Genomic DNA, 26,892 nt, shown 5'->3' with positions numbered 1-26,892 from the left:
TTCTCCATTTCGGAAGTATAATTCAGCTTAAGTTGGTCGTTAATAATAAATCAATCCTTTCGGTTTTTGTATGCTATTAAGTGTAGCACAGGTATATTACCCCGACCAAAACGCATTTAAACCAAAATAACCGGATGGTATACTAATTGTATTTTTATACAACATTTAACAGGACACCAAGGATATATAATCAAATTTGCTCCTCGTTGCTCCGTTTTGCTCGAATTATACTTAATGTTGCAAATTTTGCAACTCTTGATACGCTTCTTGTACTAAAGTAACAGCCTGGCTCATTGCAGCCCCGCCCCCAAAGGCTGCAGAAACTCCACAAGCCTCCATAATTTCTTTTTCACTTGCCCCTTGATCAATACATCCCTTAGTGTGGTAAATCATACAATACTCGTCTTGGGCTACCACGCTGATTCCAAGTGCAATCAACTGCTTTTCTTTTTCAGAAAGCTCTCCAGCCTCAAAGGCTGCTTCTGTAAAGGCATTGAAGTGATGAGCGATCTTCGGCATTTTCTCTGTGAATGTTCCAATTCCATGCTTATATTCTTGAAGATACGCTTCTGTGAATGTCATTTTTTGTTCTTCCATAAAAAAACCTCCCAAGGATAATCATACTATTGCTAGTATAAGCAATAACACGAGCATTATCCCGGGAGGTCTTTGCTAAAAATGTTACTCTTTACCGTCTACTGGAACGACAGCACCATCATATTTTTCTTTCATAAATGTTTGAATCTCTTCTGAACGTAATACCTCTACCAGCTTTTGCAAGGATTCTGAATCCTTATCTTCGCTTTTGGCGGCAATGACATTTACGTAAGGTGATTCAGAACCTTCTAAGATAAGGGCATCTTCACTTGGGTTTAGTCCAGCTTCAATCGCATAATTGGTATTAATGGCAACTAAGGCATCTTCTTCCCGCTTATAGTTTGATGGTAAAAGCTCTGCGTTAATCCCATCATCGAACTTCAGGTTCTTAGGATTTTCTGTGATGTCTTTAATAGTAGCATCTACTTTCTTTACATCTTCATCCAGCTTGATAAGTCCTTCTCTTTCTAATAAGGAAAGAATCCGTCCATGATCTGCTACAGAACGACTCAAAAGTACATTGGTACCCTCTGGGACTTCATCAGCACTTTTGATATTTTTAGAATAGATCCCCATCGGCTCGATATGGATTCCACCAAGGTTTACGAAGTCATAGCCATTTTCAGCCTTTTGTGTTTCCAGGTAAGGGATATGCTGAAAGTAGTTCGCATCAATTCGGCCTTCCGCCAGGTCTTTGTTAGGTAACACATAATCCTGGTACTCTTCAATCTTCAATTCGATCCCTTCCTCTTTTAGAAGCGGTTTCGCCTCTTGGAGGACCTCCGCATGAGGGACTGAAGTAGCACCAACTTTTATTTCTTTCTTATCCGAAGAGGAGCTATCTGATCCACTTCCTTCATCTGCACTGCCACACGCGGCCAATACTGATATTAATAATCCTGCCAATATAACTGTTAACCATTTTTTCATAACCATTCTCCTTTTTTATCTTTTATCTAATGAACGTGTCAGGAAGTCTCCAATGAATTGGAATATAAACACAATGAGGACGATTAACACTGTACATACAAATACCACATCAAAATCACTCCGTTGGAAGCCATAAAAATAAGCGAAGTCTCCTAAACCACCTGCGCCAATCACACCTGCTACTGCAGTATAGCCAATCAGCGCAATGGCTGTCACCGTAAGACCTGATACAAGGGCTGGCATCGATTCTTTGAGCAGCACCTTGAAAATTATTGTGGAATTTTTAGCCCCCATGGATTTAGCTGCTTCAATTACTCCTTTATCAACTTCTCTTAAAGCTATTTCAACCAGTCTGCCGTAAAAAGGCGCAGCTCCGATGATCAAAGCCGGTAATGCAGCCTTAGGCCCACGAATTGTTCCCATTAAAAAATCAGTAAAAGGGAATAACAATAGTATCAAAATTATAAAAGGGATAGCACGGAACACATTTACAAACGCTGCCGTAATCCAATTGAGCACCTTGTTTTCCCATAACCCTCCCGGACGCGATAAATACAACAGCAGCCCAAGGATAATACCGAAAAATAAAGTTCCAATAACAGATATGATGGTCATGTAAAGTGTCTCATTGGTAGCAGTGATCATATCCTGTAATTCGACATTCGGAAATAACTTATTGAACATTCGGCATCACCTCCACTTCTACTGAAGTGTTCTGGATATAAGCTTGAGCTCTTTCAATTTCAACCTGATCACCTTCTACGTGGACGAACAATGTACCGTACGCACCTTTTTGAGTCTGCGTGATTTTCCCGTGCAAAATATTCAAGTCGATCTTAAACTCCCTGGAAAGTTCGCTTATCAATGCCTGATTCGTGCTTTCACCTATAAAATGAAGGCGCAGTACTTTACCAGACTTGTAATTCTCATGAATCAAATCAAGGGAGTGGTCTTGATCGGGATCTCCCATCACTTGATCAACAAACTTTTTTGTCACTGGTCGCTCGGGATGAAGGAAGACATCTAAAACGTCTCCTTGTTCTACTACTTTTCCATTTTCCATTACTGCGACGCGATGACATATCTTTCTGATTACATGCATTTCATGGGTGATCAATATAATTGTAAGTCCCAGCTTCTCATTGATATCAACCAATAAATCAAGAATCGAGTCCGTTGTTTCAGGATCCAGTGCAGATGTCGCTTCATCACATAATAGAACTTTCGGTTTATTAGCGAGTGCTCGAGCGATGCCGACTCGCTGCTTCTGCCCTCCGCTCAGTTGGGAAGGGTATGCATTCTCTCTCCCCTTCAAACCTACTAGCTCAACCAATTCTTTCACTCGAGCTTCTCTCTTTTCCTTCGGCATTTTAGCGATTTCTAACGGAAAAGCAATATTATCTTTGACTGTGCGCGACCAGAGCAGGTTGAAATGCTGGAAGATCATTCCGATTTCCTGCCGGGCGAGTCGTAAGTCATTCTTGTTCATACTGGTTATTTCCTGCTTATCGATCGTAACCGAACCCGATGTAGGGTCTTCGAGACGATTCAATAAACGAATGAATGTACTCTTTCCTGCACCGCTATACCCGATGACCCCATAAATCTCTCCAGATTTGATATTCAAATCAAGATGGTCTACTGCGGTGACATCTTGATCTTTTGTATGAAAAACTTTCGTAAGTTCTTTGATAGAAATCATTTCATGCCGCCTCCTACAAGCCTGACTTCATGCTCGTTAAATTAAAAAAACGCCTTTTCTGCTTACGAGAACAGAAAGGCGCTTATATATCAAGCTGCTCCGTTCTCTTATCTGTCAGAGTTAATTACTCTGCAGGAATTGGCACCTTTTCAAGCATAAATGCTTGACGGTTGCCGGGCTTCATCGGGCCAGTCCCTCCGCCTCTCTTAATAAGAGATACTATTTTATTGCTTTAATCCTTTTAAGTGTCACAAAAAGGATTGTAGCACGGCTCAAAAATAATTGTCAACAAAATTCGACTTATTTAGATTTTTATTTGAACTTCCTATGGAGAAACTTCCGTGGCCACCCTTGGGAGATGACCTGCATCGCATGCTTCTTCATTATTTTTTATGATAGGATTGGTAAAGAATAGTTACTTAAATAAGGAGGGGAAAACCATGGAAACAGCACCACTTTTTCAATTGCCGGAAATTCATTCCGGCTCCGTCTATGATGTGAAAGAAGACATCGGAAAAGTGATTGTACTGACTTTTTGGGTATCCTGGTGTCCTGACTGTGCCAGGGACTTGCCTATGAAAGAACAATTGAACCGCTCAATGGATTCAAATAAAGTCCGCATGCTTACTATTAACGTTGCTGGTCGGGAAAGAAGCAGCCAAGCTGGAGAGGATTTTGCAACAAAGTTCCTGACGCAGAAAACATTAGTTGATGAAGGAAGAAGCATATACGACCAGTATCAATGTACCAGTGTGCCCACAACCGTAATCATCGACCAAAAAGGATTTATAGCAGCGAAATTCGACGATCAGGCAAAATTCCTAGAAATAGTAGAAAAATTAGGGGAGTTAGTGGACTAGAAAAAGCCGGTAGCAATCGGCTTTTTTTGTTGGAGAAAACATCACCTAAACCCCTGTGTTGATTTTGAAGACTCAGTTTCGAGAACGATAAGAACGCTTAGTAGAGCTTGCAAATAAATATATTCGCTTGATACGTCCTATCGTGGAATCATCAAAAAACAGCCCCCCTGAAGTATCACGCCAGGTAAGGCTGCTGACTCTTTCGTTATTTCTCGGGAAATAATATTAAGAGTTGACGTATTTAGACACCACTCTCTGCATATAAGTCACCGAACGGAACGCATAGATTTTTTCCTTGATCTTACCGTCAGTAAGAATTAATAAACAAGGTACACTCTTGATTTGATATTCCTGCATAAAAGCAGGATGGATGGATGCATTCAATTCAAAAAACAAATCCTGCTTCCACATTGCCTCTATGGTATCTAACATCTTCCTGGCCATATGACATGTTCCACAAAACGGGCTATGAATGAAAATAAGTGCACGCTTCTCTTTTTGGAGTGTTTCACTTTTTGTTGCTAATTCAAGTTGTTCCATCCTAACCCCCTTCCCTTAAATGAGATAGATTGGTTTGACATTGAAATGCTGGCTTAACAGCGCTCTGGCCAGTTCGGGTTCAGGTGTAGTGGCGACTTCTCGATAAGCTTTATCAACATAAATATGCTCGGCATGGGGAAGCTCGTATGTCAATTGTTTACGTAATTTATGACCGGAATCATCTTCATCCACCAAAATGTATACGGAACGATCATCAAGGTTATAGTCTAAAATCATTTCCTCCATCCGTTCCACGCCTAACGTACCATGAGTGCATAGAATCTCTACCCGATCATCCAATATTTTATTGATATGTTTTTTATCTGTAATTCCCTCTACAATGAGAATGGGTAATTGGTTATCATATTCCATCTGGAATCCCACCCGGTTCACTTAGTAAAACAGACCATGCTTTATGATAGCATGGTCTGAGGTTAACTAACGGTTATTCAACACCAGCCGCCATCATCACAATCTACATATTGGCGGACTTTCGGCGCCTCTTGTTTTGTTGTTTTGTTTGCAAGCTGGCGCTGTCTGCCATTTTTTCCGGCAGCTTTTTTTGAAGTGAAATTATTAGTTTTACTCATTTTATCCATCAGGTCACCCCTTATGTATAGAGTTCCCATTGAGAATAAAATTAGTCTTCGGAGATCATTTCCTCATATTGTTCAGCAGTCATCAGTTCGTCCATTTCTGATTTATCAGAAGGTTCCACAATGACCATCCATGCTTTTTCGTATGGGGATTCATTGACAAATTCCGGACTGTCTTCGAGTTCCTCGTTCACTTCCACCACTTTACCACTCACTGGGGCATATAACTCAGAAACTGTCTTTACAGATTCTACACTGCCAAATGGCTCGTCCGCTTCCAACTCATCTCCGACTTCAGGCAATTCAACAAAAACAATATCCCCAAGCTCGGATTGTGCGAAGTCAGTAATCCCGATACGTACTTTTTCTCCCTCTGTTTTTACCCATTCGTGCTCTTCAGAATAACTTAGATCTTTTGGTAAACTCATGACTAATCCCTCCAAATTATAATTATTATAATTAAGCTGCATTATTAACATAAAAGCTTTTTGCCTTTAATGCCAATGATATGCTCATTCCCTATTGCATCATTTCCAAGTATTCTCGAAAACGGTCTCTTTAAAACCTACCGTCACCTGTTTTCCATCTGTAACGATCGGCCTTTTGATCAACATACCATCTGATGCTAACCACTCTACCATTTGAGGTTCACTTGCTTCCTTAAGCTTATCCTTCATTCCCAGCTCACGATATTTCTTTCCGCTTGTATTAAAAAACTTTTTCGCAGGAATGCCGCTTTTATCTATGTAATCCTGCAGTTGAGTTTGATTAGGCGGATTTTCAACGATATGTACGGTTTCATATTCTACGCCATTCTCATCCAGCCATTTTTTTGCTTTTTTACAAGTTCCACATTGTGGGTACCAATAAAAGGTTACTGCCAAAGCTATCTCCCCCTTATGATTTACCGTGCCTATATTCTATCACAAACTTGGAATACATTTCATTAAACAGGGAAAGCGTCATCACTATTTTTCTTAAATACTCTGTTAAATCCAGAGTTGATGTTACAGATAAGGCTCCCTTTACTTGAAGACTCAGTTTCGAGATAGTTCGGTCCGTTACCATGTGTGTAAGGGGATGGTCTTGGAAACGCCTCGCTTTCCAGCTTCATCGCCTAGACACTCGCGACATAAGCAGTCCATCAACGGGAAGAAAGAACACTTCCCTTTTGCTGTTCTGCTTATGCGTGTCGTGTCTCCCGAGGCGATTACGCATTCATTTCTTTCCTTCGGGGGATCTGGCAAGCTTCCTCGGGCTGCGCCCTGTGGGATCTCGCCTAGCCCCTTCTCCCGCGGGAGTCTCGACGTTTCCCTTCCCATCCAGCCAGTTTTGTATCAAACGGACCCTTCAAAAAGAGAAAGAATGTACAACTAAAAATTTCATCCTAAAAGCATTTATGAAGGATATAAAGAGGCAGAAGTCTTCTTCAAAGATGTTTTGCCATAAGTGTGATTTCGAGAACTTTCTACGTTAAGGTCCGGAGGGGAACGGCGAGACTCCTGCGGGATGAAAATGACAGATGAGACCCCGGAAGACGAAGTCTGAGGAGGCTCAGCGCATGCCCGCGGAAAGGGAGTCGTTCCCCACAGGACCTTTATTCAGATAAACATCTCGAAATCGAGTCTTCCATAATTCGGCCCTTTTGTTGAATAAACTTCTTATGAATTTTTAACAACAACGTTTAACAAAGCCTTCTTTATAGAGCAGCTCAGCTAAATGATGGAATTACATTCGTTTACCTTTATTATAGTTCGTTAAATAAATACAAGACCGGCTACTGTTGCAGCCGGTCTTGCTTAGTCCGTACGATTGGTGACCCCCTATACCTTGCGCAGCAGCTTAAACGATGTATTTTTCTTCTTTTATTAAGTTCGCTGCAATTTCACGTTTTTTCGCAATAACGTTTGTTGGTGTGTGACGGGTTAACTTCTTAAGTGCCCCAAGCATCATGCGCAAAGTATCTCCTGTTTCTGAAGCGATTAGTGTTTCCTTCGCATGCGCTTCAATACGGTTGAATGCTTCCTGCACATAAACTTGTGTGTAAAGAAGCTTTTGCTGAGCTTTTTCTGCAGATTTGTTCATTGCTTTTTCGGTACGAAGCAATGCTGATTCCATATTGTAAATTTCAGCAACGATATCTGAGATATTGACAAGTAATTCTTGCTCTTTTTCTAGTTTTTCGCCATACTTCTGAGCAGCCAGACCAGCCGCTACCAGAGCTATCTTCTTAGCATTTTTCACTAAATATTTTTCTTGCTCTAATGGCTCTGTACCTGGTTCTTCAGGCATCATCATCATTAATTCTTCTTGTAGGGACTGGGCTTTTTGCAATAAAGGAAGTTCACCTTTCATTGCTTTTTTCAACAATGTCCCAGGAACAATCATCCGGTTAATTTCATTGGTGCCTTCAAAAATACGGTTAATTCGGGAATCGCGGTAAATACGCTCCACTTCATACTCTTGCATGAACCCGTAGCCACCGTGGATCTGTACAGCTTCATCAGCTGTAAAGTCAAGCAATTCTGTACAGAACACTTTATTCAACGAACATTCAATGGCATATTCCGCAATTACTTTCGCAACTTCTTTACCATCTTTAAGTTGCTCATCAGAAAGTTTACCCATGCTTTGTTCAAAAAGACCGACAGTGCGGTATACAGAACTTTCATTAGCGTATGTGTTGACTGCCATTGAAGCAAGTTTTTCCTGGATTAATGAAAAGCTGGAAATCGGCGTTTGGAACTGTTTACGTTCATTTGCATATTTTACAGCAAGTTCGATCGCGCGTTTAGACCCACCAACACCGCCAATAGCAAGCTTGTAGCGACCTACATTTAAAATATTGAAAGCAATGACGTGACCGCGGCCGATTTCACCAAGTACATTCTCTACAGGAACTTCTGCGTCTTCCAAAACTAATGTACGTGTAGATGAACTCTTGATTCCCATCTTCTTTTCTTCAGGGCCTGTGGAGACACCTTTATAGTCCCTTTCTACGATGAAAGCTGTAAATTTGTCCCCATCGATCTTTGCGTATACAACGAAAACATCAGCAAAAGCGGAGTTTGTAATCCACTGTTTTTCCCCGTTCAATACATAATGTGTGCCAGCTTCATTCAATTTAGCTGTTGTTTTTGCGCCCAATGCATCGGAGCCGGAACCCGGTTCAGTCAATGCATATGCTGCAATCAGTTCCCCAGTCGCAAGCTTCGGTAAATATTTTTTCTTTTGTTCATCATTTCCAAAAAATACAATTGGCAAAGACCCGATTCCTACATGAGCCCCATGTGTTACCGAAAAGCCGCCAGCACGAGAAAACTTTTCTGTAATTAAAGAAGAACTGATTTTATCTAAACCAAGTCCACCGTATTCTTCCGGAACATCTACACCAAGCAAACCTAGTTCACCGGCTTTTTTCAAGAGATCCACAGAATGCTCGAATTCATGGTTTTCAAGGTTATCAATTTTTGGAACCACTTCTCCTAAAACAAAGTCTTCGGTTGTTTTGGCGATCATCCAGTGTTCATCGGTGAAATCTTCTGGGGTAATGACATCTTCTGCTGCAACATCCTCAATTAAAAATCCGCCGCCTTTAAACATCTTTTCTTTCGTTTCACTCATTTTGTTTTCCTCCTCTTATAATAATTCAAATACTCCAGCAGCACCCATTCCGCCACCGATACACATGGTTACGACACCAAACTGTTCGTTGCGGCGTTTCATCTCATGCATCAAGGTAAGTGTAAGTTTCGTTCCGGAACAGCCAAGTGGGTGTCCCAGCGCTATTGCACCTCCGTTGACATTGACTTTATCAGTATCTAGCCCCAGCTCACGAATGACGCGCAAGGATTGAGAAGCAAATGCTTCGTTCAGTTCAAATAGACCGATATCAGATTGATCCAGGCCTGCGAGTTTCAAAGCCTTTGGAATCGCAGCAATAGGACCGACACCCATGATTTCAGGCTCCACACCTGCAACAGCAAAAGACCGGAACTTAAGAAGAGGTTTCAGCCCTTCTGCTTCTGCTTTTTCCTTATCCATTACTAGAACAGATGCCGCGCCATCACTCATTTGTGAAGAATTACCTGCTGTTACTGTTCCCTTCAAGGAAAATGCTGGTTTCAGTTTTGCAAGTACCTCTTGTGTCGTCCCCGGGCGGACTCCCTCATCCTGGGTAAACAATTTGGTCATTTCTGTAACTTTATTATCTGAACCGAGATCACGGTCTGTCACTTCCACAGGGACGATTTCGTCTTCAAATCGACCTGCCTCAATAGCTGCTGCTGCACGACGATGACTCTCTACAGCAAAGGCGTCCTGATCTTCACGGGAAATCTGGAAACGGTTCGCTACTTCTTCTGCCGTATGCCCCATAGACATGTAATATCCCGGTGCATTTTCAACAATTTCTATGTTGGGTTTGATTACATGGCCGGGTACAGGAACCATACTCATGGATTCCGCTCCACCTGCAATAATAGAATTACTCTGTCCAAGCATGATTCTTTCTGAAGCATAAGCGATACTTTGCAATCCAGAAGAACAGTAACGGTTGATGGTAATCCCAGGAATGGTATGAGATAAACCCGCTAATGCCCCAATATTTCTCGCCATATTCATCCCTTGCTCTGCTTCAGGGATCGCACATCCTATAATGACGTCATCGATATCCCCTTCATAATTACCTGCCCTTTTCAACGTTTCTTTTATTGTTAATGCGGCTAAGTCATCTGGTCTTGTATTGGCGAGCGTCCCCTTTTTTGCTCTGCCAACCGGGGTGCGTGCCCCTGCGACAATTACTGCTTCTTTCACATTTCCTTCCCCCTTTGAGTAGATTGCTGATGATTAGTTACGTAGCGGCTTTCCTTTTAAGAGCATATGCTGCATACGCTGTTGTGTTTTAGGTTCACCGATCAGGCTTAAGAAGGCCTCCCGTTCTAGATCGAGCAAGTATTGCTCATCAACAAGCGTCCCTTCCTTTAGACGTCCTCCCGCTAAAACAAACGCAAGCTTTTCCGCAATTTTGAGATCATGCTCAGAAGCATAGCCTCCCAGACCTAGCGATTTCGCTCCCAGCATCATTGTGGAATACCCTTGCTCACCGACAACAGGGAACTTAGTACGTTTTGGCGCACGGTATCCTGACCTTGCAAGACCCAGAACTTTTTGCTTGGCGTCATGAAGCAAATGGTCTCCATTGACACTCACTGCATCCTGTTGATCCAGGAATCCATTTTCTCTCGCTTCTTCTCCAGAGGTAGATACTTTCGCCATTGCTATCTTTTCAAAAACAGCATTTGCCACTTTTTGTAAATCAAAGTCGATGCCCTGAGGAATATTACGCAGATGCTTCAAATAAAGCTCTTTATTTCCGCCGCCTCCCGGAATTAGTCCTACCCCAGCTTCCACAAGTCCCATATAGGTTTCTTGAGAGGCCTGAATAGCGTCAGAAGGGAGGCAAACTTCAGCTCCGCCGCCTAACGTCATTCCGAATGGAGCAGTAATGACAGGTTTATCGGAATACTTGATGTTCATCATCGCATCCTGGAATTTCTTAACGACTAACTCGATTTCAAAGAAATTGTAGTCCTGCGCTTCCATCAACATCATCCCTAAGTTGGCACCAACACAGAAGTTCTTGCCCTGATTTCCAATAACAAGCCCTTCAAAGTTTTGATCGACCTCTTCGATTGCATCATTGATCATTTGGATGATATCGAGCCCGATGGCGTTGCTTTGAGAATGGAACTCCAGACCGGCGACTCCATCTCCAAGGTCAATCAAGCTCGCACCGGCATTCTTCTTGATGACATCCTTTGTTTCTTTCAAACGCTTCAAATGGATTTCTTTTTTATTGAAATTCTTTTGCTTATAGTCACCATTATGGTAGTAGTAAACGTTTCCATTTTCTTGTTTATAAAAATGCTTATTACCAGATGCCAGCATTTCGTCAACCCAGCCAGGGACAGAAATACCTTCTTCTTTCATCCGTTCAACGGACTTCTCGACTCCTATGGCATCCCATATTTCAAATGGACCTATTTCCCATCCGAACCCCCATCGCATAGCTTCATCTATGGAAGTGATGTCATCGGCTATATCGCCAAGCAGCTCAGCTGAGTACACCAGTACCGGACTGACTATAGACCATATCAAGTCACCAGCACGGTCCCCTTTAGCTGACACAAGAGCTTTCAACTTTCGTTTTGGACCTTTTTCTTGTTTCGCCATCTCCGTTGCTTTCGTCTTTAATTTTTTTCGTTCTTCATACTCAAGTGATTCCGGATTTAACTCGTATATTTCGCTGCCTTTTTCTCCTTTTTTCTTAAGGAAGAACCCTTGCCCGCTCTTCGATCCTAGCCATCCTTTTTCCTGCATCTTACTCATGAACTCAGGAACTTCAAAAACCTTCTTTTCTTCCCCTTCAACTTTTTCATATACATTCTTTGCTACATGAATAAAAGTATCGAGGCCGACTACATCAAGCGTACGGAATGTTGCGCTTTTCGGACGCCCGATCATCGGTCCGGTAACAGAATCAACTTCACCGACAGTGTAACCTTTTTCGAGCATTTCACGGACTGTGATGAGCAATCCATAAGTACCGATCCGGTTAGCGATAAAGTTAGGTGTATCTTTTGCTTCGACTACACCTTTACCCAGTACATCCTCTCCGAATTTCTTCATGAATGCCACGACAGCAGCATCTGTCTTTTTGGTCGGGATTACTTCCAGCAATTTTAAATATCTTGGTGGATTAAAGAAATGAGTTCCTAAAAAGTGCTTTTGGAAATCTTCCGAACATCCTTCTGCCATTGCTTCAATAGAAATCCCGGAGGTATTCGAGCTGATAATTGAACCAGGCTTACGATATTCATCGACCTGTGTATACACTTTCTTTTTAATATCCAGGTTCTCGACAACAACTTCGATTACCCAATCCACTTCTGATAATTTTTCCATATCATCTTCCATATTACCGACGTCGATCATATCCAGGTTCTTTTTACTTGTTAATGGGGAAGGTTTCTGTTTCAACAATCCCTGCTTATTCATTGCTGCGATCCGGTTTCGTACAGCAGTATCTTCTAATGTCAATCCTTGTTTCTTTTCCTTATCCGTAAGTTCACGTGGCACAATATCCAACATTAAAGTTGGAATTCCTACATTGGCCAAATGAGCAGCAATACCGGCCCCCATAACACCAGAACCTAATACGGCTGCGCGCCTGATTTTACGATTCATTGAATTTCCCCCTATCTTTTTTGAATGAATACTCATTCATTTTAGAGCTAAAAAAATAAGATAGTCACCTATCAACATCTATCCTTACTATAAATTATTTTCAGATATTTCGCAATCGTTTTTATGAAACTGAGGAAAATTTTTCTTTTAAAATTAACAGAAAAGGCATACCACTTACTGCTTACCTGGTTTTCTTTGAATCATAAGCGAAATGAAGAGGAAAACGACCCGCATGGTGAATGCGTCCTTGCGGGTCTTTCCAAAAAGTCCACTAATTTACTTACCGTCATTTCTTCAATATGCCTTTCAATACGAAAGCTACGTTGGCAGGTCGTTCAGCAAGACGACGCATATAAAAACCATACCAATCGTTTCCGTATGGTACATAGATACGCATTTTGTAGCCTTCATCGACTAATTCTTCCTGACGCTCAACCCTTATACCGTAAAGCATCTGGAACTCGAATTGGTCTTTTGGGATATTGTGTTCTTTCACTATTTCTTTCGTGTATTCAATCATAGCCTCATCATGTGTGGCTACTGCAGTATAGTGGCCATTCAATAAATGTTTTTTAATAATTTTTTTGAAGTTATCATCCACGTCTTTTTTCTCCGGAAAAGCCACCTTGGGAGACTCCTTGTACGCCCCTTTGACCAGTCGTAAGTTAGGGCTGTATTGATCAAGGTCTTCGATATCCTCTACTGTACGGTATAAATAAGCTTGCAGCACGGTACCGACATTGTCATATTCTTTACGGAGCTCCTTGAATATATCGATTGTTTTTTGGCAGCGCTCGAAATCTTCCATATCGATGGTCACAAAAACATCATGTTCTGTACCTGCCTGGAGAATTCGTCGCATATTTTCCATTACCAATTCATGGGAGATGTCCAACCCCATCGATGTCATTTTCAAGGATACCTGGGAATCCAGCCCGTTGCTGGAGATAGCTTTGATTGCTTCGATGCACTCATCCGCAGCAGCTCGTGCTTCTTCCTTACTGTCAATGAATTCTCCTAAATGATCCACGGTGACGGCCATTCCTTTTGCGTTCAACTTTCGTATGGACTCAACCACATCAGGAATAGTCTCTCCTGCAACAAATCGTGCTGCTCCGAATCGTAAACCATACCGTTTAGCCAATTTAGTAAAAAATTTATTTTTTGATAAAAATAGAAAGAAATTACGCAACAATTGCTCCACGATGCATCCCCCTACACCAGACTTTTCATCTAATTATGTGAAAATTTCAACTTGTAATCGTTATCACATTATTATTCTATCATTTTTCTCAGAAAGTGGGTAATATTTCGCAAAAATAATCGAAAATGCGGAAAAATTATTAGTTAATGTAAATATTACTCGTTTGCTCCTGTATTTCCTCATAGTTAAAGCTGCTTTGGGCAAAATAACCCCGATAATCAACAAGGAGGTAATGTTATGCAACAACAAAATCAGCCTGGTATGCAGCAGGCACAGCCTATGCCACAACCGCCAAATATGGTAAGTGGAAAAGATCAACTTTATATTACGGATATGCTCTCCTGGAACTTGATCGCCTGCAAAAAAGCTCACTTTTACGCACAGCAGTGTCAGGACCCTGAACTTCAGGCAGCTTTAGAGCAATCAGGCCAGATGCATCAACGTCATTATGATAAAATTCTGGAGCATTTGAACGATCAATCTCAACCATTAAACTAAAAGGAGTTGACAAAAATTGAACCCACAAAGCCAAAAAATTCAAAACCCTGAAACAAACGTTCCTAAAACACCCCAAATGAATGAACGCGACTTCGTCAACGATCAATTGGCGACGGAAAAATACATGACGGATGCCTACAATGTAGCATTAAATGAAGCAAGCAACCAAAACCTATATAATGACTTAGCTACCATTTTTAAAGAAACACAAGATTGTCAACGTGATATGTACAACCTCATGTTCAAAAAGGGCTGGTATAGCTTAGAAGCTGCTGATCAACAAAAACTTCAGCAGTCATACCAGCAGTTCAGCGGGTATAAAAACCAGCTTCCTTATGAAGGGTAAAAAAAATAAGGCTGTCGTTTGGCAGGAAACTCCCTCCAAACGACAGCCTTTCTGTACATTAACCAACTACATCGTAGCCCTGGTCTTCAATAGCATCTTTCATTTTTTCTTTCGTTACGAAAGCTTCGTCGTATTTGACATCTACTTTCCCGGCATCAAGATGGACTTCAACACCGTGTACACCTTCTAATTCTTCCAGTGCACCTTTCACAGCCTTTTCACAATGGCCGCAAGTCATTCCATTTACTTCTAAAGTCATTTCCATATTCCAACACCTCTCCTCATAAAAACTATGATTTATAATTTAACTCGCTTCAATCGAAGTGAGTTAGAAACAACACTTACAGAACTGAATGCCATAGCCGCTCCTGCAATCCAGGGAGCAAGCAAACCAGCAGCTGCAATCGGGATACCGGCAGAATTATAAGCAAGTGCCCAGAATAGATTTTGACGTATATTTTTCATTGTCTTTTGACTCAACTGGACTGCCTTTGGAATTAATGTCAATTCGCCGCCCAATATTGTAAGGTCAGCTGCCTCGATAGCGACATCTGTACCTGTACCGATAGCAATACCCACATCAGCAATAGCAAGTGCAGGAGCATCATTAATGCCATCCCCGACCATGGCCACTTTTTTATTCTGCAGCTGTAATTCTTTTACTCGTTCTGCTTTTTCTTCTGGTACTACCTCTGCAATGACCCGGTCAATACCCAGCTGGCGGGCAATCGCTTGAGCTGTTCTTTCATTATCCCCTGTCAGCATGACCAATTCGATACCAGCTTCCTTCAGCTGTCTTAAAGCTTCCGGTGCCGATTCTTTAATAGTGTCCGCTACGGCAATGACACCTTCTACTTTATTGTCTACTGCTATCAGCATAGCAGTTTTTCCTTCATTCTCCCATTGTTCCATAGTTGCTTCATATGCTTCATATTCCACATCAAGCTTACGAATTAACTTCCTAGTGCCGATTTGTACTTCTTTTCCATCCAATACAGCTTTAATACCATGACCCGGTACAGCTTCAAAGCTGCTTGGTTCCATCAGCTCAATTCCTTGTTGATCTGCATAGTTGACGATTGCATCCGCTAATGGATGTTCTGAACTTTTTTCTGCGCTGGCAACCAGCTGCAGAATGTCAGATGAACCTTCATAGTTTGTCACTTCCGGTGTGCCTTTCGTTAAGGTACCCGTTTTATCAAAAACTACTGTATCAATTTTATGGGTGTTCTCCAGATGTTCTCCGCCTTTGAATAAGATGCCTTGTTCTGCACCTTTACCAGTACCCACCATGATGGAAGTGGGTGTCGCCAGACCAAGGGCACATGGGCACGCGATTACTAAAACAGCAATAGAAGCAACTAACGCGGATGTGAAATCACCTGGAGAAACAATCGTCATCCAAATAATAAAGGTAATGATAGAAATTGCTACAACGATGGGAACAAAATACCCTGAAATGACATCAGCCATCCGCTGTATCGGAGCCTTTGAACCCTGAGCTTCTTCAACAACTTTGATGATACCTGCAAGTGCGGTATCTTTTCCTACCTTAGTTGCTTTCATTTGAATATTACCATTCTTATTGATGGTTGCTCCTATCAGTTTATCACCAGGGTCTTTCTCTACCGGAATGGATTCTCCGGTAATCATCGACTCATCCACCGATGTATTCCCTTTGATGATTTCCCCATCGACTGGAATTTTTTCACCTGGTTTAACGATTAGAGTATCACCAACCGTGACACTTTCCAGCGGAACTTTTACTTCTTCACCATTTCGTAACACAGTCGCTTCTTTCGCTTGCAAATTCAACAGGCTGGAAATAGCTGCTGTGGTTCGCCCTTTCGCTACAGCCTCAAAATATTTGCCTACAAGAATCAAAGTTATAAGGATTGCACTTGTTTCAAAGTAAAGATGTGGTTCCATAGCAGGGTTTCCGAGCGACCGTAACGCTTCAGCCAGACTATAAAAATAAGCGGCACTGGTACCCAACGCAACAAGCACATCCATATTGGCACTTTTATTCCTTAGGCTCTTAAAAGCCCCCACATAAAACTGCCAGCCGATGATGAACTGCACTGGAGTCGCTAATGCAAACTGGAACCAAGGATTCATCAATAAATCCGGTATCGGCAGTCCGAGCAGATGATCGAACATAGTCAATAGCAACGGTAAAGAAAGAATAGCTGAAATATATAGTTTGATCCGTTTCTTTTTCAATTCTTCTTCTTTTTGTGAAGCTCTTTCTTCACGGTCGGCTCTTAGAGTAGCATCATAGCCGAGTTTCTGAATGCGAGCGATAATGTCGTTTTCGTTGATATCCCCGCTATATTCAACCGTAGCCGTTTCGTTGGTAAGGTTAACCGTTGCTTGTTGGACACCTTCCGTTTTGTTCAACACTTTTTCGATTCGTGCAGAACAAGCAGAACAAGTCATGCCTGTAATATCAAACTCTGCTTTTTCGGTCTTTACCCCATAACCCAATTTTTCAATTCGTTCTGAAACATCTTCTGGGGTAACCTTGTCTGGATCATAAGTGACCCGTGCGTTTTCCATTGTCAAATTGACATTCGCATCTACTCCATCCATTTTGTTCAGTACTTTTTCAATTCTTGAGGAACAGGCAGAACAGGTCATACCCGTAATATCGACGGAAAGATTTTTTTGCTCGCCCATTTGGAAACCTCCTTTCTATTTTGCGAATTGTTTCATCACTTTCATCAGTTCTTCAATTGATTCATCACCATTACCAGCCTTAATAGCATGGCTGACACAATGTTTGGTATGACGTTCCATCAGTGAAAAACCGACCTGGTTCAATGCTTTATCTATGGCTGAAATTTGTACCAATATATCAACACAATACCGATCATCTTCCACCATTTTCTGAATTCCTCTTACTTGACCTTCTATTCGCTTCAAACGATTCAGGACCTTTTGTTTTTCACCTTCTGTTCGTGGCTTGACCGGTTGCTTCCCACTATTCTCAGGTAAAGAGTTAGTCAATTTTTCCACCTCCAACAAGTCATACTCACACTATACCCCCGTATAGTATTTAAGTCAAATAAAAAAGAGCAGCAATTTTGCTGCCCTTATTATTACCTATTTCGCTTCATTGATTGCACTTACCATTCGCTCTTCTATATCTTGTGCGATTTGATTCAATTCTTCATCTTCAACAAATTCAATCAGTTTCGTGGGTTTTGGCATCCCGATTTTTGTCTTGCCTTCACTTTCATGTACGACGATTTTACATGGAAGAAAATAACTTACCAATTCATTTTTTTCTAAAACTTTTTTTGCTTCAGTCGGGTTGCAAACTTCCAGAATCCGCACAGGTTTTTCAAAATCCAGACCTTTGTTATTCAATGTCGCTTTAACATCAAAGTCCCAAAGCACGCCAAACTTATCATTTTTCAATTCTGCTTCTAGAGCTTGTACCGCTTCATCGATTCCTTTGTTTGTCTCTACTGTGTAATGGAACAAATTAATTACCTCCTTCAAGTTCTTTTCACTTACACATTATACCCTATTTGGTATAATTAAAACGAGTGATACACTTTCAATGCTGCATACTAATAAAAAAGCAAATATTTGAAAGCGTGTCTATTCTGACCTAAGATGACAGTGTAAAGAGGGGTGAAAATGATGCAGATTACAGATGAAGCTAAAACTGATATTATTCAAATTTTAGAAGATAATGACGCTGAAGGGATCCGACTGTTCTTAGCAGGAATTGGCTGAGGTGGCCCACAATTAGGATTGTCCCTGGATGGGGCAGAAAAAGATGATAAGCTGGAAGTGATCAATGGAGTCAACGTGGCCATTGACCCTCATATTAAAGATATGACTAATTCTCTCCGATTGGAAAAGCGGCCTCATGGCCTGGTCCTGGCAGGCATTCCAGCAGGAGATTGCTAAGCATCAATCCAAATATCTTCTGCTGTAAATTAAAAAAACGTGGTACGTCAATGGATGACGACCACGTTTTTTATTGACAATACTTTTGGACAGCCTGATGCAGGGAACTGATAAACCGGAGACCAAGTTTTAATTGCAGTTGATTAATTCTTTGAGCATGATCCGGTTTGACACCGATGACTACAATTTCTATCCCCATGTAAGATAACGATTGGACAATATTCTGAAAAACAATCATTCCATCATGTTCGATTTCCCCGACAGCAGTTAAATCCACAAGAATAGTTTCTTTATCAGCCTTTTGCGCAGATTCAAGCAGATTCTCACTTACGGTATACATTTTTTCATCATTGAGATCCCCAAATAATGGAACTAAAGCAGTAGTTGAAGAAAGTTCGATAAAGGGAGCAGAAAGACGATTATTTTCATCAATTGCTTCCTGAAGTTTTTCTTTTTCCTCTAACAATTCAAAATTGGTGTTATTCAAGCGGGAGCGAAGCTTTCCTAACGATACTGTTATATCTGAAACCCGTTGATCTTTGGGGAGAATCATTAGTTCTGCCTGAAGGTCATTTTTCCAATTGACATAAAGGTCTACTAAGAGTGGATCAAGCTCTCGTTCCCGTTGATATATATTGATTTCCATTTTATTTTTGATTTTTGCCGGAACCACTTCTTCCTGCACCTTAGAAATACTTCCTTCGTCTACTAACTCTAAGAAATTACTGGTTGAAGCAGAGAGTTCTTCCATTTCTTTGGTAATGGAAAGTATTTCATATTGTTTGTTTATCACAAGGTATGGAACAGAGAAAAAATTTTCAGCTAGTTTCATCCATGACGCCCGCTTTCCCTTTAATGTGCAGTTCTTCTAATTCACCAAGCCCTTTTATTACATGCGTACGCTCTGATTCAAAGCTGGATAAATCGTATTTTTTAACAATTCTGCCGCCGATGATAATAGTAGGAGCCCAATTCAGTTGAATAAAAGCTTCTGTCATTTTTTTCACCATTGGTAACCGGTAAGATAACGCAGCAGATACTCCTATTACATCGGGCTTCCATTGATTGATTTGGTCTAATGCATGGTCAATTGGTAAATTGGGCCCGAGATACCGTACGCGCCAACCTCTTTCGCGATAAAAACTGGCAACCATTTTCAGCCCTAAATAATGCTGTTCTTCTTCAACCCCTAATAAGATTACCTTCTTACGTTTTTGTTTTTTTGCTTTATCAACATAAACCCCTGCATCGAGTCTGGATAGAACAAAATCGCACACTGCAGTAGCTAAATGCTCATCTGCCACTGTGATTTCATTTTTCTCCCATAATACCCCAATATGGTACATGGCAGGAGTTATAATATCTTCAAAAAGATACAGCCTGGGATAATTAGTAAGGAGTTCATCCACAAATGCCACTGCTGCATCTTCCTTACCTTCCAGTAGATACGCTGCCAGTTCCTCATCATATTTTTTGTTCATTTTAACTCACCTCGTTTAGGACGGGGAATCCAGTTCTTTTATACCAGCGTGCAAATAATCCCGGTATGCTTCACGCTCTTCAGACTGCTCAAATGAAACTTTTTCCATCCATTTAAGTAGTCTTTCGTAGTTATCGATAATCAGCTGTGTACCTACTCCTCTTGAAGTTAATACGGTGTTCAGCCAATTCGTGTAATCAAGAAAGAACGTGCTGTTCCCCATCTGAAATGCCGTATCCAAATGATCCAAATGGTGATGGTTATCCTCCAAGGTTCGTAATCTTCCTGATTCCCCGAACCTCTCAATCAGTTCTGGATAAGCCTGATATATATCATCAACTACCAATTCCACTAATTTTTGTTTTTCGGATACTTTCATGTGGCCACCACTTTATACCGTGACACCGTTGGTACAATACCAGCAAGCTCTTGATCAGGGTAGTTCTTTTCTAAATCATGAATTCGTTTAAAGTCTTCACTGCGCACCCATTTCAAGTAGGCTTCCTTTGTCTCCCATTCCATATGGACGGTAAGCTCTCCGGCACGCTTATCATTTTGCAGCAATTGAAAGGAAAGGAAACCGTCTGCCTGATCCACGGACTTACTTCTATTATTGTAAATTTCTATTAATTCATCAGCTTTATGCTCAGGTACTGTTACAGTTGAATCTACTATATACATTGCAAAACTCCTTTACGTCCACGCTTAGAAAAGTTTATTATGACAATCGTATCATATCTGCAAACCTCTGTATAACTTAGGGTTTTGCGACTAAAACATACTTACACATTCCAGAACATGAAACCGTTATCATTATTTCTGAATTAATTGAACATTTCTATTTTTTCCAAACGTATTTAAATTATTTTTTTATGCTTATATACTAGTATTCGACAAAAAATACTATGCCAAAAACTTAAAAAACTTTCAGAATTTTGGTTTTTTTGGTAAAGAAAGGAGTGCTTAAGATTGGCGACTAAAAGAAAGGGAATGTTCCAACGATTTTTGGACGGAATCGAAGTTGTTGGTAATAAGCTTCCCCATCCAGTCACCTTATTTGCTATTTTAGCATTAGTAGTCATATTTGTTTCAGCTATCGTTTCCAGCTTCGGGATCAGCGTAGAGCATCCGGGAGAAGAAGGGAAAATGGTAGAAGTAAAAAACCTGTTGAGTGAAGAAGGTATTCAGTATCTCTTCTCCAGTATGACAGAGAACTTTATCGGCTTTGCTCCATTAGGCGTGGTCCTGGTTACTATGCTTGGTATCGGTATTGCTGAACGTACAGGTCTTATCAGTGCCCTGTTACGTGGTTTTGTTTTATCCGTGCCGCAACGTTTGATCACATTCGGACTAGTTTTTGCCGGGGTTATGTCCAGCGTCGCTTCCGATGCAGGTTATGTCGTGCTTCCACCGTTAGGAGCTGTTATTTTTGCAGCAATTGGCCGACATCCTTTAGCAGGTATCGCAGCTGCCTTTGCCGGGGTATCAGCAGGCTTTAGTGCCAACTTGTTCTTATCCGCAACTGACGCAATGCTTGGTGAAATGACGATTGACGCTGCAGCAATCATCGATCCGGCTTATGCAGAAACAATGAATATTGCAATGAACTATTACTTTATTATTGTGTCTGTATTCCTATTGTCCATTGTTGGCGCCTGGGTAACAGAAAAAATTGTGGAACCCCGCTTAGGCGAATATAAAGGCGAATACAGAGAAGATTTGAAAGGGCTGAATGCTTTAGAAAAGAAAGGTTTGAAATGGGCAAGTATTTCAGTCATTGTGACGGTAGTTCTTATGGCGCTGCTAATCGTACCTGAAGGCGCACCATTACGTGGGGAAAATGGAGAAATCATCCAGTCTCCATTTATGGGCTCATTGGTACCGATTATTACCATTTTATTCTTCATCCCCGGTTTATTTTATGGAATCGCAACAAAAGAAATCCGTAATGATAAAGACGTAGCAAACCAGCTCTCTGATACGATGGCTACTATGGGGATGTTTATTGTTCTTGCTTTTACAGCAGGTCAATTCGTTGCATATTTCTCAGAAACTAACATGGGGCTTGTCATTGGTGTCTATGGGGCAGAATTCCTGGAGGCAGCCAACTTGTCAGGTATCCCATTGATATTAGGTTTTATCCTGGTATCTGCGACGATCAACTTATTCATTGGTAGTGCTTCCGCCAAATGGGCGATGATGGCTCCTATCTTCGTACCAATCATGATGCAGCTTGGGTATTCACCGGAACTCACTCAGATGGCGTACCGTGTAGCTGATTCAACTACTAATATCATCACTCCATTGATGACATATTTTGCAATCATCATTGCATTTGCGCAAAAGTATGATAAGAAAATGGGCATTGGTACTATGATTTCTGTGATGTTCCCATATAGCATCGTCTTCTTGATTGCATGGACACTTATGCTTATCGTATGGATGATGTTCGGAATCGATCTTGGCCCTGGTTCCCCAATCAAGTATTAGAAAACTTGGCTTAATTCCAATTCCTAAAGTGTTTCTTTTACTCTAATGATTTGGACAGGTTAAACTTTGTTAAAGCATTAAAAAATGCTTGCAGGAAATCCTGCAAGCATTTTTTTTTATTGACTTACTACTTCATTGATAACTTTCATCTCTTCATGGTCGAGCATATTTTTATTAACAACATCGTTAATTTCTTTATTCATATTTTCTGTCAGGTCGGCCGCTTCCTCTTTATCACCGACGACATAAATACGCTCCCATTGATTATCCTTAGCAAGCTTGTCCAATTTAGGTGCAAGGCTCTTGTACCAACGATAGCGGTTAGCTTCGAAGCGCTCCTGGAATTGTTCCTGCTTGGTACTCTTTCCACCTGAACCCATAGATGGCTGTGCACGATGCGGGCCAGTGTGCTGTTTCCAATCTTCCGTATCAAGGTCCAATTCAAACAATTGTGTTTCCTTCAAAGTCCCCAGTTCTGTATCCAAAATCTTGATTGCTTCTTTTTGAGTCAAAATAATTCCTGTTTTAGGGAACTGATCATACATCTTTTTCAACTGATCCAATTTCGCTGTCTCTTCCCAATGGAACTCAGTTTCGACTGGCATCTGAAAACGTTCAGCAAACCATACTGTATCATCCGCAGTAGCGAAGATGACCAGACTCTTAGCAAAATTTTGTTCATTTTCATGGACATAATTTTCTACTTTTTCTTTTACTGCCCAGAAATTTCGTTTTTCATCTGAATCCCCATCTTCCTTTAAATAACTTTCGAAATTATTCAAGCCATTTTTCAAGTGGATTTTCCATTCTCCGCCTTGTTGATCAGGATCAGACGGATCTGTATTTAAATACATGCTGAATACACGCTGTGGTTTTTCTAAATAAACACTTTCCAACTTTTTGATTTCTTTATTCATATCCATAAGGCTACATCTACTCCTTTGTTAAATACTGATTATCTATTACGTATGTAACCGCGATAACTTATACTCAAACCTGCTCCCTTAAATTTCCCATAAAAAAGTACCCCTTGAGAGGAAGGGGTATTAAGATTAGAGCTGTATACTTTCCTATTTATACCGTTGGAAATGATGGAACGATTAAATTTCCTTCATTTTGTTCTCCCCCCTTAACATATAGTTGAGCAGGGCATTTCTTCTAACAAAAAACCTGCTCCCTCATTAGGAAACAGGTCTTCAGCCTGGCTATTACTCAGTACCGCCAGTCCATTCTTTAATTAAATCACGATGGTCTTCAATCCATGTCTTTGCGCCTTCTTCAGCGGATTCAGCTTCATTAATTTCTGCCATCAAACTTCCTAACTGATCGTCATTAAGCATAAATTTATCAAACCATTCCACTACTTGTGGCTGATCTTCTTCCAGCCCTAGACGAGCTGCGTAAGAAATGTTTTCAGAGTCGCCATAAATATTTTTAGGATCCTCTAAAATTTTCAAATCCATTTCAGAAAAGGTCCAGTGCGGCTTCCAAAGCGTCACAACAATAGGCTTTTCATCTTCCATACTATTTTTTAATTCGGATATCATGGTAGGTTCCGATGATGCCTGTAAAGAATAGTCCAAATCGTATTCCTTGATGACCTGGTCGGTTAAATTCATGATACTGGCTCCTGCATCAATTCCTACAATTCGTGAATCAAACTTCTCTTTATGAGCGTTCAGATCTTCAATGGTATTTACATCTTCTACATAGGATGGAACGACCAAAGCTAAATCGGTACCTTCATACCACGTTTCCCGCCAATCGATTTCATCTTCGAATTTTTCATAGAAAGGCTTATCGGTATTCGGAAGCCAAATTTCCATACCGATATCAAGATCACCGGCAGATAAAGCTTCATATAGTGCCCCTTTTTCCACATTCTTTAATTCCACATCGTATCCTTTTTCTTCCAATATAATTTTCCACATGTTAGAAACCGCGACATTTTCAGCCCAGTTATTCATACCAATTGAGATTGTACCTTTTTCTTCTCCATCACCGCTGGTACCACCACCGTCTTCGCTACCCGAATCATTCCCACCGCAAGCAGCTAATATAAGGACCAGAGACAATAATAAAACAGATAAGTATTTACGTAGGTTCTTCATATTTTTCCTCCTTTTAATATTATTGTGATATAAATCTTCTAAAATAAACCAACTAACAAAATTTTCATCTAATGTTTCACACGTTTATTGATTGTAACACAAAATTTATACAGTTTAAACTATATAAAGTGTACAGAACGGGTTAAGGATTACAAAAATATTTCTTTGACTAAATTTTTATTACAATTGCTGATGAAATCAATAGAAAGAGATAAAATAAGGAGAGGAATTCAATGTAGGAGTTTGAAGGGTGGTGAATTTGTCTATACAATAGTAATACATTCACCCACGAACCATGAAGGAGATACATGCGCATGAAAGCAGCTGAACTACTCAAAAACATCGAACATCATATTGCAACCAGCTCATCAGCAATGTCTGCAGACATTGTTGATATTTCCTGCGATTCACGTAAAGTAGGACCAGGAACGTTATTCGTAGCGATTCCAGGCCATAATACCGATGGTCATAATTACATACAAAGTGCTGTAGATGGAGGAGCATCTCTCGTCATTGGTGAAAAAGAAAATACTGACACTTCCATCCCCTATATTAAGGTTGAAAACAGCAGAAAAGCATTGGCTCAAGTAGCTAAAAGCTTTTATATGAAAGACAAGCCTTTTCCTAAACTGATTGGAATTACTGGTACGAATGGAAAAACAACCACCACTTATATGTTGAAAAGTATTTTCGAACAGGCTGGATACTCGTGCGCTACCTTTGGGACAGTCTCTTATATCGTAAATAGTGAAGCCCATGAATCAGGTAATTCCACGCCTGATCCTTTGACGTTTTATAAACTTCTATCACAAAGTAAGGATGACGTCGCTATACTGGAAGCATCTTCCCATGGAATTAGACAGGGTAGGGTTCATGGTCTCTTCTTCGATCATCTAGTATTTACAAACTTGGCACATGACCATCTGGATTACCATTCAAGCATGGAAGATTATTTTGAAACAAAAGCCAGCTTGTTCCAACAATTGAAGTCTGACGGGACAGCAGTCATCTATACCGGTCAAGAATGGGGAAAAAAACTGGCAGCAAGATTGAAACATGAGGGAAAACAGGTTTATACAGTGGATTCATCCGAATCGGATGATGTGATTGTAGAGCCTGAAGCAGGACAACTGATCATTGATGATAAGCGAATATCCCTTTCCCTGCAAATGCCAGGGGTGCATAACTTCCATAATGCTACTTTTGCAGCTTATACTTCCTATTTAGCAGGAATAGCGTGGGATTCCATCACAGAGACACTGGCATTGAAACTACACGTTCCAGGTCGATTTGAGGAATATAAACACCCTAAAGGTGCAACCATAATCGTCGATTACGCCCATACAGCTGACGCGCTGGAAAACATTTTCCACACAGCTAGAAAGGAAGGAGCACAACGTATCATACACGTGTTCGGATTCCGAGGCGGGAGAGATCGGACCAAGCGACAAGAAATGTTGAGTGTGAGTGCTTCGACTGCTACACGTTATATATTGACCGGAGATGATTTATACGGGGAAAAACCTGAAGCAATGGAAAAAGAATTAAAAGACTTGCACTACACCCATGGCACTAGTTCAGGGAAAGTCATTTATGATCGAACCAAGGCAATTAAACACGCTTGGGATAATGCCAAACCAGGTGATTGGATTATTATAACAGGAAAAGGCCATGAAACTTACGAACAAACTTATAAATATCCGGTTGATTCTGATATTCATTGTGTTGAATTCCTCGATAGATTTTCAAGGAATCCTCAAAAGAAACTAATACAGAGTTGACGTGATATTGTCAACTCTGCCATTCCAATATTTCTATCCTGTTACCGAAAGGGTCTTCTAAGTATATACGTTTTGCATTTGGCAGCTTATCATCTTTTTGGTACGCTGCCTCTTTTTTGCTCAAGTGGCTCATCAGTTGATCGATATTTTTAACGACCAAGGCTGGATGAGCTTTTTTGGCAGGGCTGAAGTCTTTTTCTATCCCAATATGTATCTGCTGATTTCCACACTGGAACCATACTCCTCCCCTTTTCTTTAATGCTTCAGGCTTTTCGACCTCCTCCATTCCCAATAATTCTGCAAAAAACTTCCTAGCCTGATTTTCACTACCCTCTGGAGCTGCTAGTTGGACATGGTCTACTCCTTCAAATACAAATGCCATTAAATCACCTCATTTTCTCTTTAGGCTTTGTTAAACGCTGTTAGATTTTTTATAAAAGGCTTATTCCACAATAGGGCCGAAAAGTCGAAGACTTGATTTCGAGATATTTCGTGTCCGTTACCGAGTCAGGAGTAAGGGCGGCTGGGAAACGATTCGCTTTCCTGTGGGGGAGCTGGCAAGCCTCCTCGGTCGTTTCACGACCT

At 40.9% G+C, this 26,892-nt stretch carries 30 protein-coding genes and 1 riboswitch; of the genes, 6 read left to right on the top strand and 24 right to left on the bottom strand.

Annotated features, from left to right (window positions below; translation table 11 throughout):
• Positions 1-231 precede the first annotated feature (231 nt).
• The 4 genes from ACGTN9_RS17710 to ACGTN9_RS17695 form a co-directional block, all read right to left on the bottom strand.
• The gene (locus ACGTN9_RS17710) at positions 232-597 is read right to left on the bottom strand and encodes a carboxymuconolactone decarboxylase family protein (protein WP_093046003.1); all 366 of its coding nucleotides are present in this window, start codon (positions 595-597) and stop codon (positions 232-234) included.
• Between the two features lie 84 nt (positions 598-681).
• Complete coding sequence (locus ACGTN9_RS17705; protein WP_499595287.1) at positions 682-1,527, bottom strand: MetQ/NlpA family ABC transporter substrate-binding protein; 846 nt, start codon at positions 1,525-1,527, stop codon at positions 682-684.
• Positions 1,528-1,542: 15 nt separating this feature from the next.
• Positions 1,543-2,211: a methionine ABC transporter permease gene (locus ACGTN9_RS17700; RefSeq protein ID WP_499595285.1), complete on the bottom strand. Its 669-nt coding sequence runs from the start codon at positions 2,209-2,211 to the stop codon at positions 1,543-1,545.
• Positions 2,201-3,229 (bottom strand): methionine ABC transporter ATP-binding protein, encoded by a 1,029-nt coding sequence (locus ACGTN9_RS17695; protein ID WP_499595283.1) that lies wholly within the window; start codon positions 3,227-3,229, stop codon positions 2,201-2,203. Before ACGTN9_RS17695 ends, ACGTN9_RS17700 begins: the two co-directional genes overlap by 11 nt.
• Before the next feature lie 104 nt (positions 3,230-3,333).
• Positions 3,334-3,445: riboswitch (SAM riboswitch) on the bottom strand.
• A 224-nt stretch (positions 3,446-3,669) separates the two neighbouring features.
• Between ACGTN9_RS17695 and ACGTN9_RS17690 the strand changes: the two genes are divergently transcribed.
• Positions 3,670-4,089, top strand: a complete 420-nt coding sequence (locus ACGTN9_RS17690) for a TlpA disulfide reductase family protein (RefSeq protein WP_499595280.1) — start codon at positions 3,670-3,672, stop codon at positions 4,087-4,089.
• 225 nt (positions 4,090-4,314) lie between these two features.
• Here ACGTN9_RS17690 and ACGTN9_RS17685 read toward each other — a convergent pair whose 3' ends face one another.
• From ACGTN9_RS17685 to ACGTN9_RS17645, 9 genes are all read right to left on the bottom strand, one after another.
• On the bottom strand, positions 4,315-4,629 hold the full coding sequence (locus tag ACGTN9_RS17685) for a thioredoxin family protein (protein ID WP_499595277.1): 315 nt from the start codon (positions 4,627-4,629) through the stop codon (positions 4,315-4,317).
• A 15-nt stretch (positions 4,630-4,644) separates the two neighbouring features.
• On the bottom strand, positions 4,645-5,001 hold the full coding sequence (locus tag ACGTN9_RS17680) for a toprim domain-containing protein (RefSeq protein WP_499595274.1): 357 nt from the start codon (positions 4,999-5,001) through the stop codon (positions 4,645-4,647).
• A 77-nt stretch (positions 5,002-5,078) separates the two neighbouring features.
• Positions 5,079-5,228: a hypothetical protein gene (locus ACGTN9_RS17675; protein WP_499595272.1), complete on the bottom strand. Its 150-nt coding sequence runs from the start codon at positions 5,226-5,228 to the stop codon at positions 5,079-5,081.
• Between the two features lie 41 nt (positions 5,229-5,269).
• Complete coding sequence (gcvH, locus tag ACGTN9_RS17670) at positions 5,270-5,653, bottom strand: glycine cleavage system protein GcvH (RefSeq protein WP_093045996.1); 384 nt, start codon at positions 5,651-5,653, stop codon at positions 5,270-5,272.
• Between the two features lie 99 nt (positions 5,654-5,752).
• Positions 5,753-6,109, bottom strand: a complete 357-nt coding sequence (locus ACGTN9_RS17665) for an arsenate reductase family protein (protein ID WP_499595269.1) — start codon at positions 6,107-6,109, stop codon at positions 5,753-5,755.
• Between the two features lie 958 nt (positions 6,110-7,067).
• A complete protein-coding gene (locus ACGTN9_RS17660) occupies positions 7,068-8,849 on the bottom strand; it encodes an acyl-CoA dehydrogenase FadE (protein ID WP_499595267.1) in 1,782 nt (593 codons plus the stop codon).
• 15 nt (positions 8,850-8,864) lie between these two features.
• The gene (locus ACGTN9_RS17655) at positions 8,865-10,040 is read right to left on the bottom strand and encodes an acetyl-CoA C-acetyltransferase (protein WP_499595265.1); all 1,176 of its coding nucleotides are present in this window, start codon (positions 10,038-10,040) and stop codon (positions 8,865-8,867) included.
• 33 nt (positions 10,041-10,073) lie between these two features.
• Positions 10,074-12,473, bottom strand: a complete 2,400-nt coding sequence (locus ACGTN9_RS17650; RefSeq protein WP_499595262.1) for a 3-hydroxyacyl-CoA dehydrogenase/enoyl-CoA hydratase family protein — start codon at positions 12,471-12,473, stop codon at positions 10,074-10,076.
• Between the two features lie 286 nt (positions 12,474-12,759).
• Positions 12,760-13,677, bottom strand: a complete 918-nt coding sequence (locus ACGTN9_RS17645) for a proline dehydrogenase family protein (RefSeq protein WP_499595259.1) — start codon at positions 13,675-13,677, stop codon at positions 12,760-12,762.
• 237 nt (positions 13,678-13,914) lie between these two features.
• Here ACGTN9_RS17645 and ACGTN9_RS17640 point away from each other — a divergent pair, with 237 nt between their 5' ends.
• Both ACGTN9_RS17640 and ACGTN9_RS17635 read left to right on the top strand, forming a co-directional pair.
• Complete coding sequence (locus ACGTN9_RS17640; protein WP_499595256.1) at positions 13,915-14,175, top strand: hypothetical protein; 261 nt, start codon at positions 13,915-13,917, stop codon at positions 14,173-14,175.
• 76 nt (positions 14,176-14,251) lie between these two features.
• Positions 14,252-14,521 (top strand): spore coat protein, encoded by a 270-nt coding sequence (locus ACGTN9_RS17635; RefSeq protein ID WP_499595254.1) that lies wholly within the window; start codon positions 14,252-14,254, stop codon positions 14,519-14,521.
• Between the two features lie 58 nt (positions 14,522-14,579).
• Here the strand turns inward: ACGTN9_RS17635 and copZ are convergent, their stop codons facing one another.
• The 4 genes from copZ to ACGTN9_RS17615 all read right to left on the bottom strand — a co-directional run bounded on the left by copZ (position 14,580) and on the right by ACGTN9_RS17615 (position 18,010).
• Entirely contained in the window at positions 14,580-14,786 is a 207-nt protein-coding gene (copZ, locus tag ACGTN9_RS17630; protein ID WP_028783617.1) for a copper chaperone CopZ, read from the bottom strand.
• Positions 14,787-14,818: 32 nt separating this feature from the next.
• Positions 14,819-17,200: a heavy metal translocating P-type ATPase gene (locus ACGTN9_RS17625; protein WP_499595252.1), complete on the bottom strand. Its 2,382-nt coding sequence runs from the start codon at positions 17,198-17,200 to the stop codon at positions 14,819-14,821.
• A 15-nt stretch (positions 17,201-17,215) separates the two neighbouring features.
• Positions 17,216-17,530: a metal-sensing transcriptional repressor gene (locus tag ACGTN9_RS17620; protein WP_499595250.1), complete on the bottom strand. Its 315-nt coding sequence runs from the start codon at positions 17,528-17,530 to the stop codon at positions 17,216-17,218.
• Between the two features lie 96 nt (positions 17,531-17,626).
• Positions 17,627-18,010, bottom strand: coding sequence for a DUF302 domain-containing protein (locus ACGTN9_RS17615; protein ID WP_499595248.1), 384 nt, complete (start codon positions 18,008-18,010; stop codon positions 17,627-17,629).
• 276 nt (positions 18,011-18,286) lie between these two features.
• Between ACGTN9_RS17615 and ACGTN9_RS17610 the strand changes: the two genes are divergently transcribed.
• Positions 18,287-18,445, top strand: a complete 159-nt coding sequence (locus ACGTN9_RS17610) for a hypothetical protein (RefSeq protein WP_499595246.1) — start codon at positions 18,287-18,289, stop codon at positions 18,443-18,445.
• 70 nt (positions 18,446-18,515) lie between these two features.
• On the opposite strand, the gene ACGTN9_RS17605 is transcribed toward ACGTN9_RS17610, so the two are convergent.
• From ACGTN9_RS17605 to ACGTN9_RS17590, 4 genes are read right to left on the bottom strand one after another with little or no spacing between them, the layout of a single operon-like run.
• Positions 18,516-19,238, bottom strand: coding sequence for an STAS domain-containing protein (locus tag ACGTN9_RS17605; protein ID WP_499595244.1), 723 nt, complete (start codon positions 19,236-19,238; stop codon positions 18,516-18,518).
• A gap of 25 nt (positions 19,239-19,263) precedes the next feature.
• Complete coding sequence (locus tag ACGTN9_RS17600; RefSeq protein WP_499595242.1) at positions 19,264-19,926, bottom strand: cobalamin B12-binding domain-containing protein; 663 nt, start codon at positions 19,924-19,926, stop codon at positions 19,264-19,266.
• Positions 19,927-19,941: 15 nt separating this feature from the next.
• A complete protein-coding gene (locus tag ACGTN9_RS17595) occupies positions 19,942-20,304 on the bottom strand; it encodes a hypothetical protein (RefSeq protein WP_499595238.1) in 363 nt (120 codons plus the stop codon).
• Complete coding sequence (locus tag ACGTN9_RS17590; RefSeq protein WP_499595236.1) at positions 20,301-20,606, bottom strand: antibiotic biosynthesis monooxygenase family protein; 306 nt, start codon at positions 20,604-20,606, stop codon at positions 20,301-20,303. Before ACGTN9_RS17590 ends, ACGTN9_RS17595 begins: the two co-directional genes overlap by 4 nt.
• A gap of 288 nt (positions 20,607-20,894) precedes the next feature.
• On the opposite strand from ACGTN9_RS17590, the gene ACGTN9_RS17585 reads away from it, so the two are divergent.
• Positions 20,895-22,415 carry an AbgT family transporter gene (locus tag ACGTN9_RS17585; RefSeq protein ID WP_499595234.1) on the top strand — a complete coding sequence of 507 codons (1,521 nt, stop codon included), beginning with the start codon at positions 20,895-20,897 and terminating at the stop codon, positions 22,413-22,415.
• Positions 22,416-22,531: 116 nt separating this feature from the next.
• On the opposite strand, the gene ACGTN9_RS17580 is transcribed toward ACGTN9_RS17585, so the two are convergent.
• Together ACGTN9_RS17580 and ACGTN9_RS17575 are read right to left on the bottom strand one after the other, a co-directional pair.
• Positions 22,532-23,338 (bottom strand): VLRF1 family aeRF1-type release factor, encoded by an 807-nt coding sequence (locus ACGTN9_RS17580; RefSeq protein WP_499595231.1) that lies wholly within the window; start codon positions 23,336-23,338, stop codon positions 22,532-22,534.
• 285 nt (positions 23,339-23,623) lie between these two features.
• Positions 23,624-24,526, bottom strand: a complete 903-nt coding sequence (locus tag ACGTN9_RS17575) for a glycine betaine ABC transporter substrate-binding protein (RefSeq protein ID WP_499595229.1) — start codon at positions 24,524-24,526, stop codon at positions 23,624-23,626.
• Between the two features lie 314 nt (positions 24,527-24,840).
• Between ACGTN9_RS17575 and ACGTN9_RS17570 the strand changes: the two genes are divergently transcribed.
• On the top strand, positions 24,841-26,307 hold the full coding sequence (locus tag ACGTN9_RS17570) for a UDP-N-acetylmuramoyl-L-alanyl-D-glutamate--2,6-diaminopimelate ligase (protein WP_499595226.1): 1,467 nt from the start codon (positions 24,841-24,843) through the stop codon (positions 26,305-26,307).
• A gap of 10 nt (positions 26,308-26,317) precedes the next feature.
• Here the strand turns inward: ACGTN9_RS17570 and ACGTN9_RS17565 are convergent, their stop codons facing one another.
• Positions 26,318-26,689, bottom strand: coding sequence for a VOC family protein (locus tag ACGTN9_RS17565; protein ID WP_499595223.1), 372 nt, complete (start codon positions 26,687-26,689; stop codon positions 26,318-26,320).
• Between the last annotated feature and the right edge of the window lie 203 nt (positions 26,690-26,892).

Source organism: Halobacillus sp. B23F22_5 (assembly GCF_043497085.1).
Taxonomy (GTDB): domain Bacteria; phylum Bacillota; class Bacilli; order Bacillales; family Halobacillaceae; genus Thalassobacillus.
Note: the sequence above shows the minus strand (reverse complement) of the source record. Positions and strands in the feature narration are given on the sequence as shown.

Bases quoted from the DNA above. Each gene is read 5' to 3' on its own strand.
- ACGTN9_RS17690 (WP_499595280.1), top strand. From the start codon at position 3,670: ATGGAAACAGCACCACTTTTTCAATTGCCGGAAATTCATTCCGGCTCC.
- ACGTN9_RS17575 (WP_499595229.1), bottom strand. From the start codon at position 24,526: ATGAAGAACCTACGTAAATACTTATCTGTTTTATTATTGTCTCTGGTC.
- ACGTN9_RS17600 (WP_499595242.1), bottom strand. From the start codon at position 19,926: ATGAACAAAAAATATGATGAGGAACTGGCAGCGTATCTACTGGAAGGT.
- ACGTN9_RS17705 (WP_499595287.1), bottom strand. From the start codon at position 1,527: ATGAAAAAATGGTTAACAGTTATATTGGCAGGATTATTAATATCAGTA.
- copZ (WP_028783617.1), bottom strand. From the start codon at position 14,786: ATGGAAATGACTTTAGAAGTAAATGGAATGACTTGCGGCCATTGTGAA.
- ACGTN9_RS17675 (WP_499595272.1), bottom strand. From the start codon at position 5,228: ATGGATAAAATGAGTAAAACTAATAATTTCACTTCAAAAAAAGCTGCC.
- ACGTN9_RS17590 (WP_499595236.1), bottom strand. From the start codon at position 20,606: ATGTATATAGTAGATTCAACTGTAACAGTACCTGAGCATAAAGCTGAT.
- ACGTN9_RS17680 (WP_499595274.1), bottom strand. From the start codon at position 5,001: ATGGAATATGATAACCAATTACCCATTCTCATTGTAGAGGGAATTACA.
- ACGTN9_RS17710 (WP_093046003.1), bottom strand. From the start codon at position 597: ATGGAAGAACAAAAAATGACATTCACAGAAGCGTATCTTCAAGAATAT.
- ACGTN9_RS17565 (WP_499595223.1), bottom strand. From the start codon at position 26,689: ATGGCATTTGTATTTGAAGGAGTAGACCATGTCCAACTAGCAGCTCCA.
- ACGTN9_RS17640 (WP_499595256.1), top strand. From the start codon at position 13,915: ATGCAACAACAAAATCAGCCTGGTATGCAGCAGGCACAGCCTATGCCA.
- ACGTN9_RS17580 (WP_499595231.1), bottom strand. From the start codon at position 23,338: ATGGATATGAATAAAGAAATCAAAAAGTTGGAAAGTGTTTATTTAGAA.
- ACGTN9_RS17570 (WP_499595226.1), top strand. From the start codon at position 24,841: ATGAAAGCAGCTGAACTACTCAAAAACATCGAACATCATATTGCAACC.
- ACGTN9_RS17695 (WP_499595283.1), bottom strand. From the start codon at position 3,229: ATGATTTCTATCAAAGAACTTACGAAAGTTTTTCATACAAAAGATCAA.
- ACGTN9_RS17685 (WP_499595277.1), bottom strand. From the start codon at position 4,629: ATGGAACAACTTGAATTAGCAACAAAAAGTGAAACACTCCAAAAAGAG.
- ACGTN9_RS17635 (WP_499595254.1), top strand. From the start codon at position 14,252: ATGAATGAACGCGACTTCGTCAACGATCAATTGGCGACGGAAAAATAC.
- gcvH (WP_093045996.1), bottom strand. From the start codon at position 5,653: ATGAGTTTACCAAAAGATCTAAGTTATTCTGAAGAGCACGAATGGGTA.
- ACGTN9_RS17700 (WP_499595285.1), bottom strand. From the start codon at position 2,211: ATGTTCAATAAGTTATTTCCGAATGTCGAATTACAGGATATGATCACT.
- ACGTN9_RS17660 (WP_499595267.1), bottom strand. From the start codon at position 8,849: ATGAGTGAAACGAAAGAAAAGATGTTTAAAGGCGGCGGATTTTTAATT.
- ACGTN9_RS17650 (WP_499595262.1), bottom strand. From the start codon at position 12,473: ATGAATCGTAAAATCAGGCGCGCAGCCGTATTAGGTTCTGGTGTTATG.
- ACGTN9_RS17625 (WP_499595252.1), bottom strand. From the start codon at position 17,200: ATGGGCGAGCAAAAAAATCTTTCCGTCGATATTACGGGTATGACCTGT.
- ACGTN9_RS17595 (WP_499595238.1), bottom strand. From the start codon at position 20,304: ATGAAAGTATCCGAAAAACAAAAATTAGTGGAATTGGTAGTTGATGAT.